Here is a 16464-nt window from a genome sequence, read left to right as displayed (position 1 = left end):
CGTCGAACCGGCAGCGTTTCGCGGTAGGGGAGAGTCGGCAGCGATGGCGGCAGGCGGCGGACTTGTGTCAGGAGATTGCGGCGCACGCGGTGCGTCGGCGATCGAAAGGCACTATATTTAGACCATAGGGACCAGAAGAAGATGCGCATCGAACGTCGTTTCACCAAGGCCGGCCAATCGGCCTACGCGGAGATCGAATTCCGCAAGGCCGTCAGCGAGATCAAGAACCCCGACGGCTCGGTGGTCTTCCGCCTCGCCGACATCGACGTTCCTGCGCAGTTCAGCCAGGTCGCCGCCGACATCCTGGCGCAGAAATATTTCCGCAAGGCCGGCGTGCCCGCGCGTCTCAAGAAGGTCGAGGAGAACGACGTCCCCTCCTTCCTGTGGCGCTCGGTCGCCGACGAGAAGGCGCTGGCCGACCTGCCCGAGGACGAGCGCTACGGCTCGGAGACCGATGCGCGCCAGGTCTTCACCCGGCTCGCCGGCACCTGGACCTACTGGGGCTGGAAGGGTGGCTATTTCGCCTCCGAGGATGACGCGGCTGCCTTCATGGACGAGCTCGCCTACATGCTCGCCACCCAGCGCGTCGCGCCCAACTCGCCGCAATGGTTCAACACCGGCCTGCACTGGGCCTACGGCATCGACGGTCCCGGCCAGGGCCACTATTACGTCGACCCCTTCACCGGCAAGCTGACCAAGTCCAAGTCGTCCTACGAGCATCCGCAGCCGCACGCCTGCTTCATCCAGTCCGTCGGCGACGACCTCGTCAACGAGGGCGGCATCATGGACCTGTGGGTGCGCGAGGCGCGCCTGTTCAAATACGGCTCCGGCACCGGCTCCAACTTCTCGCATCTGCGCGGCGAAGGCGAGAAGCTGTCGGGCGGCGGCAAGTCGTCGGGCCTGATGAGCTTCCTCAAGATCGGTGACCGCGCCGCCGGCGCCATCAAGTCGGGCGGCACCACGCGCCGCGCCGCCAAGATGGTCGTGGTCGACGCCGACCATCCCGACATCGAGGCCTATATCGACTGGAAGGTGAACGAGGAGCAGAAGGTCGCCGCCCTCGTCACCGGCTCCAAGATCGTGCGCCAGCACCTCACCGCCATCATGAAGGCCTGCGTCAACTGCGAGGCCGACAATGGCGACTGCTTCGACCCGGCCAAGAACCCGGCTCTCAAGCGCGAGATCAAGGCCGCCAAGAAGAACGCGGTGCCGGAGAACTACGTCAAGCGCGTCATCCAGTTCGCGCGCCAGGGCTACACCCAGATCGAGTTCAACACCTACGACACCGACTGGGACTCCGAGGCCTACCTCACCGTCTCCGGCCAGAACTCCAACAACTCCGTCTCGCTCAGCGACGACTTCCTGCGCGCCGTCGAGGACGATGCCGACTGGAACCTGATCCGCCGCATCGACGGCAAGGTCCACAAGACGCTGAAAGCGCGCGACCTGTGGGAGAAGATCGGCTACGCCGCATGGGCGTCCGCCGATCCCGGCCTGCACTTCAACACCACCATGAACGACTGGCACACCTGCGTGTCGGCCGGTGCGATCCGCGCGTCGAACCCGTGCTCGGAATACATGTTCCTCGACGACACGGCCTGCAACCTCGCCTCGATCAACCTTCTGACCTACCGCAACGCCGACGGCACCATCGACATCGCCGCCTACGAGCACACCGTGCGCCTGTGGACCATGGTGCTCGAGATTTCGGTGATGATGGCGCAGTTCCCGTCGTGGAAGATCGCCAAGCTCTCCTACGAGTACCGCACGCTGGGCCTCGGCTTCGCCAATATCGGCGGCCTGCTGATGACCTCCGGCATCCCCTACGATTCCGACGAGGGCCGCGGCATCTGCGCTGCGCTCACCGCGCTGATGACCGGCGTCGCCTACGCCACCTCGGCCGAGATGGCGGGCGAGCTCGGCGCCTTCCCCGAATATCCGGCCAACGCGCTGCACATGCTGCGCGTCATGCGCAACCACCGCCGCGCGGCTTACGGCGAGGCCGAGGGCTACGAGAAGCTCGCCGTCAACCCGGTGCCGCTCGTCGAGGACCACGTTCCGCAGAAGGAACTGGTCGAGCATGCCCGCGCCGCCTGGGACAAGGCGCTCGACCTCGGCGCCGAATATGGCTACCGCAACGCCCAGGCGACCGTGATCGCGCCCACCGGCACGATCGGCCTCGTCATGGACTGCGACACCACCGGCATCGAGCCCGATTTCGCGCTGGTGAAGTTCAAGAAGCTCGCCGGCGGCGGCTACTTCAAGATCATCAACCGCGCCGTGCCGGAGGCCCTGCGCACGCTCGGCTACGGCGAGGCGCAGATCGCCGAGATCGAGGCCTATGCCGTCGGCCACGGCAATCTGAACCAGGCGCCGGGCGTCAACCCGTCGACGCTCAAGGCCAAGGGTTTCGGCGACGAGCAGATCGCAGCCCTCAACGCCGCGCTCGGCCAGGCCTTCGACATCAAGTTCGTCTTCAACAAGTGGACGCTGGGCGAGGATTTCTGCCGCGACGTGCTCGGCTTCACCGATGCCCAGCTCAACGACTTCGCCTTCGAGATCCTGCCGGCACTCGGCTTCTCGAAGAAGGAGATCGAGGCCGCCAACATCCATGTCTGCGGCGCGATGACGCTCGAGGGCGCCCCGCACCTCAAGGACGAGCACCTGCCCGTCTTCGACTGCGCCAACCCCTGCGGCAAGATCGGCAAGCGCTATCTGTCGGTGGAAAGCCACATCCGCATGATGGCGGCCGCCCAGCCCTTCATCTCCGGCGCGATCTCCAAGACCATCAACATGGCCAACGAGGCGACCGTCGAGGACTGCAAGGAAGCCTACATGCTGTCCTGGAAGCTGGCGCTCAAGGCCAACGCGCTCTACCGCGACGGCTCCAAGCTCTCCCAGCCGCTCAACGCCTCGCTGATCGAGGACGAGGATGACGACCAGGACGAGCTGATCGAGGAGCTGGTCGCAGCGCCGGCCGCCGCAAGGGCGGTGCAGGTGACGGAGAAGATCATCGAGAAGATCGTCGAGCGCGAGGTGCGTTCGCTGCGCGAGAAGCTGCCGAACCGTCGCAAGGGCTACACGCAGAAAGCCGTTGTCGGCGGCCACAAGGTGTACCTGCGCACCGGCGAGTTCGACGACGGCCGCCTCGGCGAGATCTTCATCGACATGCACAAGGAAGGTGCCGCCTTCCGCGCGATGATGAACAACTTCGCCATCGCCATCTCGCTCGGCCTGCAATACGGCGTGCCGCTCGACGAATATGTCGAGGCCTTCACCTTCACCAAGTTCGAGCCGGCCGGCATGGTCCAGGGCAACGACGCGATCAAGAACGCGACGTCGATCCTCGACTACGTCTTCCGCGAGCTGGCGATCTCCTATATCGGGCGCAACGACCTCGCCCATGTCGACACGTCGGACTTCTCCAACACCGCGCTCGGCCGTGGCATCAACGAAGGCAAGGCGACGCCCTTCTCCAAGGGGCTGACCCGCGGCGCCTCACCGGTCAAGCTGGTCTCCAGCGTTGCCGGCGGCGGCTCCGAGCCCAAGGGCCAGGCCGGCGGTCATGCCCCTGCCCCGGTCCGCGCCGCCCCGGTCGCCGCGTCCGGCTCCAAAGTGCGGGCAATCTCGTCCGGCTCGACGGTGACGGCGCTCAAGCCGCTCACATCCGAGCAGCGCGAGGAAGCCACCGCCTTCAAGCGCGACTATGAGGAGCGCGCGAAGGAACTGGCCGAGGAAATCGCCGTCGAGGAAGGTGCTGCCGAAACCGAAGCCCTCTTCACCGACGCGGCCGCCAAGGAAGCCGGCGAAGCCAAGGCGCTGGCCGCCGAACGCCGCCAGAAATCGATGATGCAGGGCTACACCGGCAACTCCTGCTCGGAATGCCAGAACTTCACCATGGTCCGCAACGGCACCTGCGAGAAGTGCGACACCTGTGGAGCGACCAGCGGATGTAGCTGAACTTCGCGCCGATGATGATGGGTAATTTGCTAACAACGATCGGGCTGGCCAGCCCGATCGTTTTGTTCGGAGCACTTGATCTATACCTCCGAGCTGATTTACGTGAGCGCATCGCCTCTCATGTATACGGAACCAGCGATCAGCCGCTTTCTGAAAGAATCAGGCTTTTTCACTCATTTTTATCCAAAGCAGCAGGCGCCAATATTCTTGCTCGTTTGGCCCGCCTCGCCATATTATCAATTATCGCAATTCTATTTGTGTACTCAATACAATATAAATACAATTTTCCTTCTTTTGAAGGCAAAACATTATTATTTGTTGACCAGATAAGAACTGCCAATCCATTTGCGGTGCTTATTTTTGCTTCATTTATTTTAGTTGATGTGGTTTCTTTTTTTCAAACACTCGCTTTTGTGAGACTCTCTACGCACTGTAAAAATGTTTTTGAAATTTTCTTTCTAGGTATAGCTGATATAATACTATCTTTATTTATTGTTATAGCGGCACTTCCGTTTTTAATTATTGTCTCCCATAAAGTAACAAGCGTTCCGCGAGAAGTATCGTTCTATCTGAGCATCGATAGCGGAATTACGCGTCAAGATATGACCTTACGCGACTCTCTACTCATGGCCGCTCCTCGTATTGAGCCTACAGAATCCGAATCGAAGCGCGAAAATCTAAACGACGCCATTATGAACGGGTGGGACTATTCCCTCGGAAATCTCTCCGTGTCTAATACTTCCGAAGCCCCGACGCTTGCTGAAGCAGCACAATCACTTAAGTATCAATTTGGGCAAACAGTTTATTATGAACGCGGCAATCTGACAGCAGAGCAAACCGCTTCTGGATTCACAAAAATACTATCTAGTGCACCCACGATAGAATCGGCCAGAATCGTAGAAAATTATCGGGACGTATTTGGAAGATCGATATACATAATAAAAATATCCGGGAATTCGGGACGATCATCAGTATCAATTCGAAATGACTATAAGTTTCTTGTTAACGACATTAATTTCTTTGGGAGTGAGCTGGGTAAAATATTTTCATTTGACTCTAAGACGTACTCAGAAAATGAGCTGGTTTGGATTGGTCTTCTTGGAAATGCACTATCGAGCATGAATGGTCGCATGCTTGTGGTATGCGGTGAGAACGCACCTGTTGCGCTTGATCGCGACGAGTTTGTTAATCTTACAATCGACGAGTGCCCAGATGCGCTGGCAATGAGCGAAACATCCACCCTGGGGATTGCCGGAATGCCTTCCTATCGCTTTGCAAACGCCACATCTATTCCTGTCCTCCCCACTGCTCTTTCCTCTATATTTCTCACTATATCCGTTTATCTTCTAACTGCAGTATGGTTAATCTTACCCGTCATTCGTGAATACGCTTCCAAATACGCCGATGGCGGCATAGTATTTTTTAACAATCATGTGTTTGTTATATCATACCTGTCTTTCGTTTTTCTTGCGATCCCGGCAATGTATATTTACTCCTTATTCTGAAAAACCGACAGACACGCTGTAATTATGATACAAAATAGGCATCGTCACCTTATCACCCGGCCACGGCTAGACCGAAACTCACTACTCGATGATCTTAGATTCACTTGTCCACTCGAAGGACCTGACGAAGCACGGTGCAAACTACTCCATGACTGACCAAGCCGTGACCACTTTGGAGTGCATGGAAGTCGAGAAAGAACGCCACGACGACAGCATCCGTTAGCAGAGCCGCATCGGATGCTCACGGCGGTTGTCATCGTCGTCACCATCATTCAGGCGGGCTTCGCCGTGAGGGGTGAACTGAACCTCGATCCGCCGTCCGACCTGATACGCATACAAGTCAGGAAGGTAGTTGATTCCGGCGGACGTAACGTCTTACTCGGCCTAAAGGGGACGAGAGCCGATCCAGCAGCCTCGCGGTCGAGTATTGGTGCAAACCTCCGTTCAAGGTAAACCTTATACTGATCGCAAATTTCGTGAGGGAAAGAACGTGCTTGAACTGAGCGTAGAGGGAAAGGGCATCTTTCGATATCTGGTGAATGTCCTTTCGAGCGTGCAGCCCGGTCGCCCATATACATATCGAACTTACGGTATGGTTCACGCTGATCTGGGATTGCCAGGCACAGCGCGTGACCTTGAATTTCGGGGATTGGCGGAACTCGCGAAGGCGGTTCATGCTGCTAACCTGCCCGCCATTACAGGTTTAGTGGTTCGCCAGGACACATTGATGCCCGGCCAAGGGTATTTCCAACTCTACGAACGCGATGTGATGGACTTTCCGTGGTGGGAAGCTGAGATTGCGAAGGCCAAAGTTTTCGATTGGACGTCCTTTATCGACAACCCTACGCCGCCGCAGTCGCCAAAGGCATTGGACCTGAAAAAGCCGGAGCGCGTACAGACGATAACTTATCGGATTCTGCGGGATACGCTGGTTGCTCTTCGCGTGAAACAGCTTCACGGTTATCGCTGTCAGATTTGCAGCGAAACCATCGTATTGCCGGACGGTTCATTCTATGCGGAAGCGCATCATATACACCCGCTAGGCTCAGGCGGTCCGGACGTGGCGGAAAATGTTCTGTGCCTGTGCCCGAACCATCATGTTGAGCTAGACTATATGGTCAGTCCGATTGACAAAGCTGCACTAAGCCAAGTCGAGGGTCACACAATCGACGACGAATTCGTTCGCTATCACAACGACAAGTTCGGATAACAAATACTTGGTGAGAGAGTGCCGAGCTGTCCGCAAGTCAAATTAAATTGCAAGTTGGTATTTTCGACTTCCTCAATTTTGCTCGTAGCAATGGCAGGGAGGCAGCTAACGACGCCGCGATATCGAGCGTTGCCGAGCCCAGCGCTTCGAAAAACTTGTCCACGCCCCTCCAGACCCGCACGATCCTTGCCCGACCGAGCGGAGGGCGCGATGGACTGGAATGCTGCGATCGAGACGAACCGCGAGGCGCTCAGGCGGGTGCTCGCCATGCTCGTCGCCATGGTGAGGAGCGGTCCGCTTGGCGGAACGAACAGCCCCGAAACGGGCTTGTCGGGCGAACGGACGCCCGAGGCCATGGCCGGGGCTCGCCCCACTTTGCCCCGCTATCTCCACCGCGCGGTGCTTGCCCTGCTGCGCCCGGCGGAAGCGGCAGCGCGGCGGCTGGTCATCATCGTCGCGCGCGATCTCGCAGCACCGCCCTCAACGCCACGCCTTGCGAGGCGGCCCGTCGCACGCGGCGGCGCAGCCGTTGCGGAGCCTCGGCGCACACGCCCGCTCTGCCTGCCGCTCTTCGATCCGCTGCCGCGCTGGAACCGGCGTCACCGCCTTGCTGCGGCCGGCATGCCCCGCATCTCGTTTCCCGGCTTCACCCAGCCTGCGCCCATCCCGCAACCCCCGAACGACTTCGATAGGGTCGGCGCGACCCGCCTCGCCTTGCGGCTTGCAGCACTCGGCCGCGCCCTCGACGACCTGCCGCGACAGGCAACCCGTTTCGCGCGCTGGCGCGATGCCCGAGACGCGCGGCGCAGGCGTCTCGAAACCGGCGCGTCCCACCGCATCAGCCGCGTCTCCGCACTACGCCCCGGCCGCCCGCCCGGCCTGAAACCCGCCCGCCGCGACGGTTGGGCACACGAGGTCCACGCCGTGCTGGACACCGTCCACGGCCTCGCGTTCTGGGCGCTGGAGCCGGCCGACACCTCATGACGCGCGGCAGCGGCACTCGATAACCGCCGGCACGATCCCAACAGCGGCAAAACCTTGAACCGGCCGGACGCGGCAGCGGCCCGGCGACGATGAAGCGCGCCAACGCTCAAGGCGAGGCCGGGCTCCTACATCTTGCGGGCAAGGCACGGGTCGAGCATCATCCGCGTCTCGTCCACCGGCGCATAGCCGCCGCCGAAGGCCACGAAATCGCCCGGCTGCATCCCGTTGGTGGAATAGGTCACGCACAGGACCCGCACGCCGGGCGCGTCGCACATCACCAGATAGGCGAGCGTTCCATCGGTTTCGACGGCCGAAAGCACGCCGTGGATCGAGACGGTCAGCCGCCCGTCATAGGCGGGCACGCGCTCCATCCAGTAGCCGATGGTGTCGCATGTGGCCGGCTCGTCGGCGGCCGCCTCCCCCATGCGGAAGGGACCGGCCGGGTCGCAGCAATCCTGCGCCCGCGCGGCTGCGGAAGATACCGCAAGCGCCGCCGCCAGTGTCGAAGCGCGCAGGGCGCGAGCAGCCGTCATGGTCATTCGTCCCTCTCCTCAGTATCGCCATGCGGACTATCGCGGCCAGCATGGCGGAAGAATGACGCCGCCGGACGCCGATCCTTACCGCAGTTTAATGTGCCGGCCATCCCCCGGTAATGTTGGCGCACGCATCATCGCTTCGAGGGACAACGCAACGAGGAAGCCACCCCCATGAAAAAACTCATTATCATCGCGCTCGCCGCATCCGGCGCGGTCGTCGCCCAGGCCCACGCCGAGACACCCGACCAGCGCAGCGGCCGAGGCGAGTTCCGCGCCGAGATGCGGGCGCTGATCGCCGGCGACGGCATGGACGTCGCAGCCCTCGCCAACCTCATGCAAGAGCACGCCACCGCCCGCTTCGAGGCGCTGGATGCCGACGGCGACGGCATCGTCACGAAGGACGACGTGCTGGCCGCCGCCGCCGAGCGCGCACAGAGCCGCTTCGAACGCATGGGGCCGAACGAGGACGGCATCGTCAAGCACGAAGGCCGGAAGGGCTGGAGGCATCATGGCGGTCGCGGCGAACGTGCGGAGCGCGGCGAGCGCCGGCAGCCGCTCAGCGAAGAGCAGCGCGCCGAGCGCATGCAGGAGCGGACGAGCGAACGCTTCGCGCGCCTCGACACGGACGGCGACGGGATGATTTCGCCCGAGGAGTTCCAGGCTGGCGCCACGGGCCGGATGGAGCGTTTCGCCGAGCATCGCGAACGCCGGGCCGAGCGCCGCGCGGAGATGCCTGAGGAGATGCGCGAGATGCACGCGCAGTTCCGCACCATGATGCGCGAGGGCATGGATCTCGACGCCTTTTCCGGCTTTGCCCGCGATCGTGCATCCGCCCGCTTCGACGCGATGGACGCCGACGGCAATGGCGAGCTGACGGCTGGCGAGTTTACCGCCGAGGTGAGCGAACGCGCCGAGCGGGTCTTCGCCCGCATGGACCGTAACGAAGACGGAAAGGTGACGTCGGACGATCGCCCCAACCGCGCCGGCAAGCGTGGCGATGGCCCCCGCAGCAAGGACTGATCGGGATCGACAACGAAAAACCGCCCGGCACTGCCGGGCGGTTTGGGTGTTGTCAAAGGTCGGCGAGGATCAGTTTCGCGCCATCGCGGTGCCGTGGACGTTGCGCCCCAGCCAGCGATACCAGGTTGCGACGTCGCCATTGAAGACGTTGAGGTCGATCTCGCCCTTGACGCCCTTGGACAGGCCGGTGCCGGAATATTGCCAGAAGGCCCATTCGCGGCCGGGATAGCGCTTCGACGGGTGGGCCGCGACCGAGCGCAGCCAGAACGGATAGCCGTTGAACGCACCCTTGAGGTTGTCCTCATAGAAGTCGGGCGTCACGTAGATGATCGGCTTCTGGCCGTAATGACGCTCCAGCCGATCCATGAAGACCTGCATCTTTTCACGCACGAGCTGCGGCGAGAGCTTCTGCTTGCAGCGCGATTGATGGTTCCACTCAACATCGATCACCGGCGGCAGCGCGCCTGCCTCTCTCGGCACGTTGCGGATGAACCAGTCAGCCTGCGAGGAGGCCGTGCGGCACCAGTAGAAGAAGTGGTAGGCGCCGCGCTTGATCCCGGCTTCCGCCGCACCCTTCCAGTTCTTGGCAAACATCGGATCGAGATGGTCGCCACCATCGGTGGCCTTGATGAATGCGAAATTTGCGCCCTGGCTGCGCAGCCGCGCCCAGTCGATGTCGCCCTGCCAGCGCGAGACGTCGACGCCGTGCACCAGATGGTGCTGCGGCGTGATCTTGCCGAAGTCCATAGGCTTTGCGTCGCTGAAGCGCTGCGAAATCACCTTGGGGCGCGGGCCGGAGGCAGGCGGCGCTGCGGGCCTCGACTGCGGCGCCACCATTGCCACCTGCTGCATGGCCGGGGTGTCGATCCTATCCGGCTCATTCAGCGCGGCGATCGCCGCCGGAGATGCGTCAGGATAAGCTGATGCAGTGGCGCCTACGGCGGTCTGCGGTGTCACGGGGCGCACGATCGAACTGGTCGTCTCGTTCGACGGCTTGATCGATTGCAGCGCATCGATGGTCGAGCCCGTTGAGCAGCCGGCCAAGACGAGAAGTGCCGCAAACATCGCGGTAGGTCGGAAAGGACGCATGAAAACTCGCATACAAAACTGGAGTTTGCAGGCAAGGGAACGCGCCGCCCTGCCCGCCTCCAGTCACGCTTAACGAAAAATCACCAACAATCACTGAATCCGAGCTTTAACCATGTTTGGTCCGCTCGACGGCCGTTGCGAGCGCGTCGCCGAGGCGGCCGAACGCGGCCTCGTCTCCGGGCAGGCCGAAGCGCAGGGCCTGCTCGTCGAAATCGAAGCTGCGCACCAGCACGCCCTGTCGGCCCAGTGCCGCGGCAACAGCCCCCGCACCGGGCACGCGCACGAAGCGGTAGAGATCGGTGCCGCCAGAAACGGCCAACCCGTGCCGGCCAAGCAATGAATCAAGCCGGTCGGCGTCCATCCGGAGCCGTTCGCGCATTGCCTCTTGCCAGCCGGTATCGGCAAGTGCACGCAAGCCGATCTCCAGCGCCGGACCTGAAACCGCCCACGGACCGAGCCGACGCCGCAGGTCTTCTGCCAGCTCTGATGCTGCCAGTGCGAACCCGAGGCGGATACCGGCGAGACCGAAGAACTTCCCGAACGAGCGCAGAACGACGATGCCGCCCGCCTCAACCTCCGGCGCGAGGCTCTGATGGCGGGGACCGACATCCATGAACGCCTCGTCAACAACCAGCAAACCGCCTTTGGTTCGAAGGTGCGCGGCCAGTCGAAGCAAGCCGTCTCGCAGGCAGACACGCCCGTCCGGATTGTTCGGGTTGACGACGATCGCGACGTCGGCTTCGAACAAGGCATCGAAATCCCGCGCTTCAACGACGGCGTGACCGGCCAGCGCCGCCGCGCGCGCGTGTTCTGTGTAGGTAGGCGACAGCACGGCCGCGCTCCCCGGCCGCACCAGCTCGGCTACTAGTGGCAACAAGGCCTGCGTGCCGGGCGCCGCGGCGATGAACTCTGCGGACGGCGCTTCATAAGCCGCTGCCGCCACCGCCGCGAGTTCATTGGCTCGGCTTTCCTCGGGCAGACGTGCAAAGACGCTGGCGGGCAGCTCGAACAGCGGATAGGAGTGCGGGTTGATGCCGGTAGACAGGTCGAGCCAGGGTTTCGGCGCGCCTGGGTAAAGCCTTTCAGCCCGCGACAGGCTGCCGCCATGTTCCACCGTTCCGAATGATCCATCAACGCCGCTTGCCGTCATGTTCGTGCTGATCGCCTTTCTTGCCCTGCTGTTCGAAACCGCCGTCGGCTATCCCGACCGCCTGTTTCGCGCGATCGGACACCCAGTGACATGGGTCGGTCGACTGATCTCATGGATGGATACGCGCTTCAATCGCGACGCCGACTCGCCGTCCACAGCCCGCATGGCGGGCATCATAACACTGCTCTTGCTGGTTGTGCTTTCGGTCGGGACAGGACTGGTGCTGCAATGGTTTCTTGCCGGCTGGATCGGCTTCTTGCTGCTTGCAGTGCTCGCCAGCAGCCTGCTGGCCCAGCGCAGCCTTGCGGCGCATGTCGAGGCAGTTGCCGACGCACTCGAGGCCGGCGGGCTGGAGGCCGGCCGCGAAGCCGTCTCGCATATCGTTGGCCGCGACCCGCAGAGCCTCGATGAAGCCGGTGTCTCCCGTGCCGCAATCGAGAGCCTTGCGGAAAATTTCTCCGACGGCGTGGTCGCGCCGGCGTTCTGGTTGGCCCTTGCCGGGCTTCCCGGCGGAATTGCCTACAAGGCAATCAACACCGCCGACAGCATGATCGGCCACAGGACACCACGCCACCTTGCATTCGGCTGGGCCTCGGCGCGGCTCGACGATCTGGTCAACCTGCCGGCCTCGCGGCTTTGCGCAATGTTGATCTGCGCTGCAGCCGCGCTTGTGCCGGGCGCATCGCCGGCGGAAGCATGGCGCGCGGTCTGGCGCGATGCGCGATACCACAAGTCGCCCAATGCGGGCTGGCCGGAGGCTGCCATGGCGGGCGCGCTCGGCCTCGCACTGGCAGGCCCGCGCTCCTATGGCGGCGTGCTGGTCGATGACATCTTCATGGGCGAAGGCGGCCGCCGCGAAGCCAACGCTGCCGATATCCGCCGCGCCCTGCGGCTCTACCGGACAGCCGACGCGCTGCTGATCAGCCTCGCCGGCGTAGGCGCCGCAAGTGTGCTGGCTCTCTAGAATTCTATGCCCGCCTGCGCCTTCACGCCGGCGGCAAAGTGGTGCTTGACCTGCCCCATCTCGGTGACGAGGTCTGCCACCTCCACGAGTTCGGGCTTTGCGTTGCGTCCGGTGACGACGACATGCAGGTCCGGCCGGCGCGTCTTCAGGGTAGCCACGACACTGCCGAGGTCGAGGTAGTCGTAGCGCAGAGCGATGTTGAGCTCGTCTAGGATGACCAGGCCGAAACTCTCGTCGGCCATCATCTCCTGCGCCTTCGCCCATGCGCGCTCGGCCGCGGCCACGTCGCGGGCGAGATCCTGCGTTTCCCAGGTGAACCCCTCGCCCATGGCGTGCCAGACGAACATGTCTCCGAAGCGCTCGAGCGCCTGCGTCTCGCCTGTCTTCCACGCGCCCTTGATAAACTGCACGACACCGACCCGCCGTCCGTGTCCCAACATGCGCAAGGCAAGGCCAAACGCCGCGGTCGACTTGCCCTTGCCCGGCCCGGTATTGACGACCAAAAGACCCTTTTCGACCGTCTTGCCGGCGACCTCGGCGTCCTGGACGGCCTTGCGTCTCTCCATCTTGGCCTTATGGCGCTCGGCTTGCTTTTCGTCGATCTCGCGCATCACTTCACTTTCATCGGAAGGCCGGCGACCATAAAGACCACGCTATCAGCGCGCGCCGCGACCATCTGGTTGAGGCGACCCGCAGCATCGCGAAACCGGCGCGCAAGCGCGTTGTCCGGCACGATCCCGAGCCCGACCTCGTTTGCGACGACAACCCAGCGCCCATGTGGGCTGGCGAGGGCATCGGCCAGCCGCTGCGATTCGGCATCTACGTCCCGCTCGGCCAACATCACATTCGTCAGCCACAGGGTCAGGCAATCCAGAAGAACCGGACGACCCGCGGGCAACGCTTCCAGCGCGTCGACGAGGTCCAGCGGCGCATCGACGGTCTGCCATCGCGAATCCCGGCGCGCACGGTGGTGAGCGATCCGCTCCGCCATCTCGCCGTCCAGCGCCTGCGCCGTCGCGATATAGCTCCAGGGCGCCGGCTCTGCTGACAGAAGGTCCTCGGCGTGGTGGCTCTTTCCGGAGCGCGCACCGCCGAGGACGAAAGTCAGCGTACCGGTCGGGTCAGGCAAGGCTGCTTTGCGGCTCGCCGAGCCCCTGCGCGAAACGCGGCCGCAGCACGCCAACTATGGCGCCGAGAGCCAGCCAGAAGACGAGGTTGGTCACGGTCACCGCCACAACAAAGCTGTGGTGGAGATGGGCCGGGACCAGCGTATCGTGGCTCTCCGGCTGCGGAGCGCCGATGACGTGCGGCAGCACGATCAGCACGGCACCCAGGGCCGCCAGCGCCGCCGACCGCGTCAGCGCGATAAGCGCGAGTCCACCGGCCGTGGCAATGACGACACCGATCCACCATGCCTGCCGCGCGAAGAGATCGGCGGCAGGCATGCCCGGCAGTTCGGGCGGCAGGCCTAGTCCGGGTGCAAGCGTGAACACCGAGAAACCAGCGAACCCCCAGAATAGTCCCTGCCGCCAGCCGGCGATCCCGCCAACCAGTTCGGATGCAACAACCAGCAGCAGGCTGAAGCCAATGCCGGTCACAATGGCTGCAAGGGCGGTGTAGAGGGTTCGTTCCAGCCCGTCGGCGGGCATCCACGCCTCGTCGCCATGGCTGTGCCCGGCTGCACCGTGATCGTGTGATTCTTCAGCCGCAGCACCTTCTTCGCCTGCGCCTTCATAGGCTTCGGCTTGGAGAATGAGGGGAACCGTGAAGGCAACCTGCATGGCGGTCATCACGAAACCCGCGAACAGCCCGGAGAGCGCCGCGACGAACACGACGTTACGAAATATGGTCATGGCTTAACTCTCGTATCAGTGGCAGGGAAATGCCATCGAATGGCGGTAGTCGTGGCCGGCATTGTGCATCACTTCGATATGGGAAAAGCCCACGAAGCCGGTGATGAACAGGCCCAGAAAACCTGCGAGCGAGAGCTGCAAGAGGCGCGATTGAGAAGAAGCGGCACCGATAGCGCCAGATGAAGTAGCCATGATTCGTCCTTTCCCCTCCACCCGAGGGAACGTGTTGCGATAGTCAGCGGCAGGTCTCCTGGCTCGCGGGTCACAGCCCTTCCCCGCCTTCCCGAAGCGAATGCTCCAGTGGCTTTTGGGGAAAGGCTCTCCGCTTACAGTTGCGGGGGCAGCCGCGGAATCGGGCGCTGTTGGCCCTCACCGCATTCCCTCTGGTCCCTTGCGGAAACCGACGACGCTTTCACCATAGCGCAATCATCGGCTGCCGCAACCTTCAATCGAGCCGCGTTGACAGCCTTACCTCGGGCGACCTAAATGGACGCCGACGGTCCTGTCGCCGCGAGGTGACAGGCTAAGAGGGAATACGGTGCGCTTTCGGGCAAATCCGTAGCTGTCCCCGCAACTGTAGACGGATAGTTCCTGTCGAATGCCACTGAAGCGGGTGCTTCGGGAAGGCGGCAGGAGCAGCGATCCGTGAGCCAGGAGACCTGCCGTCGCAGACCCAATCCTGACCGCCCGGCGGGTGTTCCCGGGCAAGGAGCGCAATGTGACGGACATAATTTCCGGCGAGTTGAAGCCGGACCTCGATGCCTCTTCGCCAGATAGCGAGACCGCGTCCGCGGTTACCATAATCGTCTGCAGTTCCTGCCGCTATCCAGGCACGCCGGCCGAAACCTTTCCACGACCCGGATCGGCGCTGGCCGACGCCACCCGCGAGGCCGCAGCAGGCAGCACGGTCGACGTCAGGCAGGTCGCCTGCCTCGGCAACTGCAAGCGAGGCCTGAGCGCCGCCGTGCTGCGCGCCGGCTCGTGGAGCTACATCTTCGGCGAACTCGACACCGACAACGCCGCAGACCTCGTTGCGGGCGCGGAGCTCTTTGCCGGCTCATCCGATGGTTTCATGCCGTTCCGCAGTCGGCCGGAAGCGCTCAAGCGCGGCCTCATCGCCCGCGTCCCCACCGCAGCCAACCTTCAGGATCTCAAATGAACACGTCCGTCCAGCGCATCCCCTGCACCGTCGTCACCGGCTTTCTCGGCGCCGGCAAGACCACGCTCATCCGCAACCTGATAGAGAATGCCGGCGGCAGGAAACTCGCCGTCATCGTCAACGAGTTCGGCGATGTCGGCATCGATGGCGAAATCCTGCGCGGCTGCGGCGTCGAGAACTGCTCCGAGGAGGACATCGTCGAACTGGCCAATGGCTGCATATGCTGCACCGTCGCCGACGATTTCGTGCCGGCTCTGGACAAGATCCTGTCGCGCGGCACGCAGGTCGACCATATCCTGATCGAGACGTCGGGCCTCGCCCTGCCCAAGCCGCTGGTGCAGGCCTTCCAGTGGCCTGCCGTGCGCAACCGCGTGACGGTGGACAGCGTGGTTGCAGTGGTCGACGGACCCGCGCTTGCCGCGGGCGAGGTGACGGGCGACCGCGACGCGCTCGAACAGCAGCGGGCAGCGGACGAATCGATCGACCACGAAGACCCGGTAGAGGAAGTCTTCGAGGATCAGGTCGCCTGCGCAGACCTGATCGTGCTGTCCAAGAGCGACTTGCTGGACGATGCCGCCAGACGCCGGGCCGAAGCAGCGGTGGCCGAGCATCTGCCGCGCGCGGTCAAGATCGTAGCCGTCGCAAACGGCCGCATCGATGCAGGCGCCGTGCTCGGCCTCGGCCTCGCCGTCGAAAACGACATCGAGAACCGCAAGACGCACCACGATGACGAGGAAGATCACGAGCACGACGATTTCGACTCCTTCGTCATCGACCTTCCGGCGATCGCAAGCCCCGAGGAGCTTGCCCGCAAGGTGGCAAGCGCTGCTGAGGCTGAGAACGTCCTGCGCCTGAAGGGGTTCGCCCATGTCGAGGGCAAGCCCATGCGCCTTCTGGTGCAGGCGGTCGGCCCGCGCGTGTCGCATCACTACGACCGCGCCTGGGAAGCCGGCGAAGAGAAGGCGACACGGCTCGTCGTGATCGGCCTGAAGGGGCTCGACCGCGCCGCCGTGGAGCGGCTGCTGGCCGCCTGA

The 16464-nt window shown here is 63.0% G+C and carries 15 protein-coding genes and 2 riboswitches; of the genes, 8 read left to right on the top strand and 7 right to left on the bottom strand.

What is annotated here, in order from left to right:
* The first annotated feature begins 141 nt into the window (after positions 1-141).
* The 4 genes from ACVJNE_RS15445 (at position 142) to ACVJNE_RS15430 (ending at position 7659) form a co-directional block, all read left to right on the top strand.
* Entirely contained in the window at positions 142-3960 is a 3819-nt protein-coding gene (locus ACVJNE_RS15445; RefSeq protein ID WP_499566942.1) for a vitamin B12-dependent ribonucleotide reductase, read from the top strand.
* A gap of 11 nt (positions 3961-3971) precedes the next feature.
* Positions 3972-5465, top strand: coding sequence for a hypothetical protein (locus ACVJNE_RS15440; RefSeq protein ID WP_499566940.1), 1494 nt, complete (start codon positions 3972-3974; stop codon positions 5463-5465).
* A gap of 490 nt (positions 5466-5955) precedes the next feature.
* Positions 5956-6675: an HNH endonuclease gene (locus ACVJNE_RS15435; protein ID WP_499566938.1), complete on the top strand. Its 720-nt coding sequence runs from the start codon at positions 5956-5958 to the stop codon at positions 6673-6675.
* Positions 6676-6885: 210 nt separating this feature from the next.
* Entirely contained in the window at positions 6886-7659 is a 774-nt protein-coding gene (locus tag ACVJNE_RS15430) for a hypothetical protein (protein ID WP_499566936.1), read from the top strand.
* A 125-nt stretch (positions 7660-7784) separates the two neighbouring features.
* Here the strand turns inward: ACVJNE_RS15430 and ACVJNE_RS15425 are convergent, their stop codons facing one another.
* Positions 7785-8198, bottom strand: coding sequence for a hypothetical protein (locus ACVJNE_RS15425; RefSeq protein WP_499566934.1), 414 nt, complete (start codon positions 8196-8198; stop codon positions 7785-7787).
* A gap of 168 nt (positions 8199-8366) precedes the next feature.
* Between ACVJNE_RS15425 and ACVJNE_RS15420 the strand changes: the two genes are divergently transcribed.
* Positions 8367-9215 (top strand): EF-hand domain-containing protein, encoded by an 849-nt coding sequence (locus tag ACVJNE_RS15420; protein WP_499566932.1) that lies wholly within the window; start codon positions 8367-8369, stop codon positions 9213-9215.
* Positions 9216-9284: 69 nt separating this feature from the next.
* Here ACVJNE_RS15420 and ACVJNE_RS15415 read toward each other — a convergent pair whose 3' ends face one another.
* Positions 9285-10304 (bottom strand): glycoside hydrolase family 25 protein, encoded by a 1020-nt coding sequence (locus ACVJNE_RS15415; protein ID WP_444725583.1) that lies wholly within the window; start codon positions 10302-10304, stop codon positions 9285-9287.
* Between the two features lie 106 nt (positions 10305-10410).
* Positions 10411-11454, bottom strand: coding sequence for a threonine-phosphate decarboxylase CobD (cobD, locus tag ACVJNE_RS15410; RefSeq protein ID WP_499566930.1), 1044 nt, complete (start codon positions 11452-11454; stop codon positions 10411-10413).
* Here cobD and cbiB point away from each other — a divergent pair.
* Positions 11453-12418, top strand: coding sequence for an adenosylcobinamide-phosphate synthase CbiB (gene cbiB, locus ACVJNE_RS15405; RefSeq protein ID WP_499566928.1), 966 nt, complete (start codon positions 11453-11455; stop codon positions 12416-12418). The genes cobD and cbiB overlap by 2 nt on opposite strands.
* Here cbiB and cobO read toward each other — a convergent pair.
* From cobO to ACVJNE_RS15385, 4 genes are read right to left on the bottom strand one after another with little or no spacing between them, the layout of a single operon-like run.
* Positions 12415-13029 (bottom strand): cob(I)yrinic acid a,c-diamide adenosyltransferase, encoded by a 615-nt coding sequence (gene cobO / locus ACVJNE_RS15400; protein WP_499566926.1) that lies wholly within the window; start codon positions 13027-13029, stop codon positions 12415-12417. The two genes, cbiB and cobO, sit on opposite strands and share 4 nt — an antisense overlap.
* Positions 13029-13547 carry a bifunctional adenosylcobinamide kinase/adenosylcobinamide-phosphate guanylyltransferase gene (gene cobU / locus ACVJNE_RS15395; protein ID WP_499566924.1) on the bottom strand — a complete coding sequence of 173 codons (519 nt, stop codon included), beginning with the start codon at positions 13545-13547 and terminating at the stop codon, positions 13029-13031. Before cobU ends, cobO begins: the two co-directional genes overlap by 1 nt.
* Positions 13540-14271, bottom strand: a complete 732-nt coding sequence (locus ACVJNE_RS15390) for a CbtA family protein (protein ID WP_499566922.1) — start codon at positions 14269-14271, stop codon at positions 13540-13542. Before ACVJNE_RS15390 ends, cobU begins: the two co-directional genes overlap by 8 nt.
* Positions 14272-14286: 15 nt before the next feature.
* A complete protein-coding gene (locus tag ACVJNE_RS15385; RefSeq protein WP_499566920.1) occupies positions 14287-14463 on the bottom strand; it encodes a CbtB domain-containing protein in 177 nt (58 codons plus the stop codon).
* Between the two features lie 31 nt (positions 14464-14494).
* Positions 14495-14691: riboswitch (cobalamin riboswitch) on the bottom strand.
* A gap of 60 nt (positions 14692-14751) precedes the next feature.
* Positions 14752-14952, top strand: a riboswitch (cobalamin riboswitch).
* A 37-nt stretch (positions 14953-14989) separates the two neighbouring features.
* On the opposite strand from ACVJNE_RS15385, the gene ACVJNE_RS15380 reads away from it, so the two are divergent.
* Positions 14990-15430: a DUF1636 family protein gene (locus tag ACVJNE_RS15380; protein ID WP_499566918.1), complete on the top strand. Its 441-nt coding sequence runs from the start codon at positions 14990-14992 to the stop codon at positions 15428-15430.
* Entirely contained in the window at positions 15427-16464 is a 1038-nt protein-coding gene (cobW, locus tag ACVJNE_RS15375) for a cobalamin biosynthesis protein CobW (protein ID WP_499566916.1), read from the top strand. Before ACVJNE_RS15380 ends, cobW begins: the two co-directional genes overlap by 4 nt.

It is taken from the genome of Mesorhizobium sp. DxT (assembly GCF_058448885.1).
This window is presented reverse-complemented; position numbering and strand designations above follow the sequence as displayed.

Coding starts and splice junctions, on each gene's coding strand:
- ACVJNE_RS15445 (WP_499566942.1), top strand. CDS start 142: ATGCGCATCGAACGTCGTTTCACCAAGGCCGGCCAATCGGCCTACGCG.
- ACVJNE_RS15440 (WP_499566940.1), top strand. CDS start 3,972: ATGATGATGGGTAATTTGCTAACAACGATCGGGCTGGCCAGCCCGATC.
- ACVJNE_RS15430 (WP_499566936.1), top strand. CDS start 6,886: ATGGACTGGAATGCTGCGATCGAGACGAACCGCGAGGCGCTCAGGCGG.
- ACVJNE_RS15425 (WP_499566934.1), bottom strand. CDS start 8,198: ATGACCATGACGGCTGCTCGCGCCCTGCGCGCTTCGACACTGGCGGCG.
- ACVJNE_RS15420 (WP_499566932.1), top strand. CDS start 8,367: ATGAAAAAACTCATTATCATCGCGCTCGCCGCATCCGGCGCGGTCGTC.
- ACVJNE_RS15415 (WP_444725583.1), bottom strand. CDS start 10,304: ATGCGTCCTTTCCGACCTACCGCGATGTTTGCGGCACTTCTCGTCTTG.
- cbiB (WP_499566928.1), top strand. CDS start 11,453: ATGTTCGTGCTGATCGCCTTTCTTGCCCTGCTGTTCGAAACCGCCGTC.
- cobD (WP_499566930.1), bottom strand. CDS start 11,454: ATGACGGCAAGCGGCGTTGATGGATCATTCGGAACGGTGGAACATGGC.
- cobO (WP_499566926.1), bottom strand. CDS start 13,029: ATGCGCGAGATCGACGAAAAGCAAGCCGAGCGCCATAAGGCCAAGATG.
- ACVJNE_RS15390 (WP_499566922.1), bottom strand. CDS start 14,271: ATGACCATATTTCGTAACGTCGTGTTCGTCGCGGCGCTCTCCGGGCTG.
- ACVJNE_RS15385 (WP_499566920.1), bottom strand. CDS start 14,463: ATGGCTACTTCATCTGGCGCTATCGGTGCCGCTTCTTCTCAATCGCGC.
- cobW (WP_499566916.1), top strand. CDS start 15,427: ATGAACACGTCCGTCCAGCGCATCCCCTGCACCGTCGTCACCGGCTTT.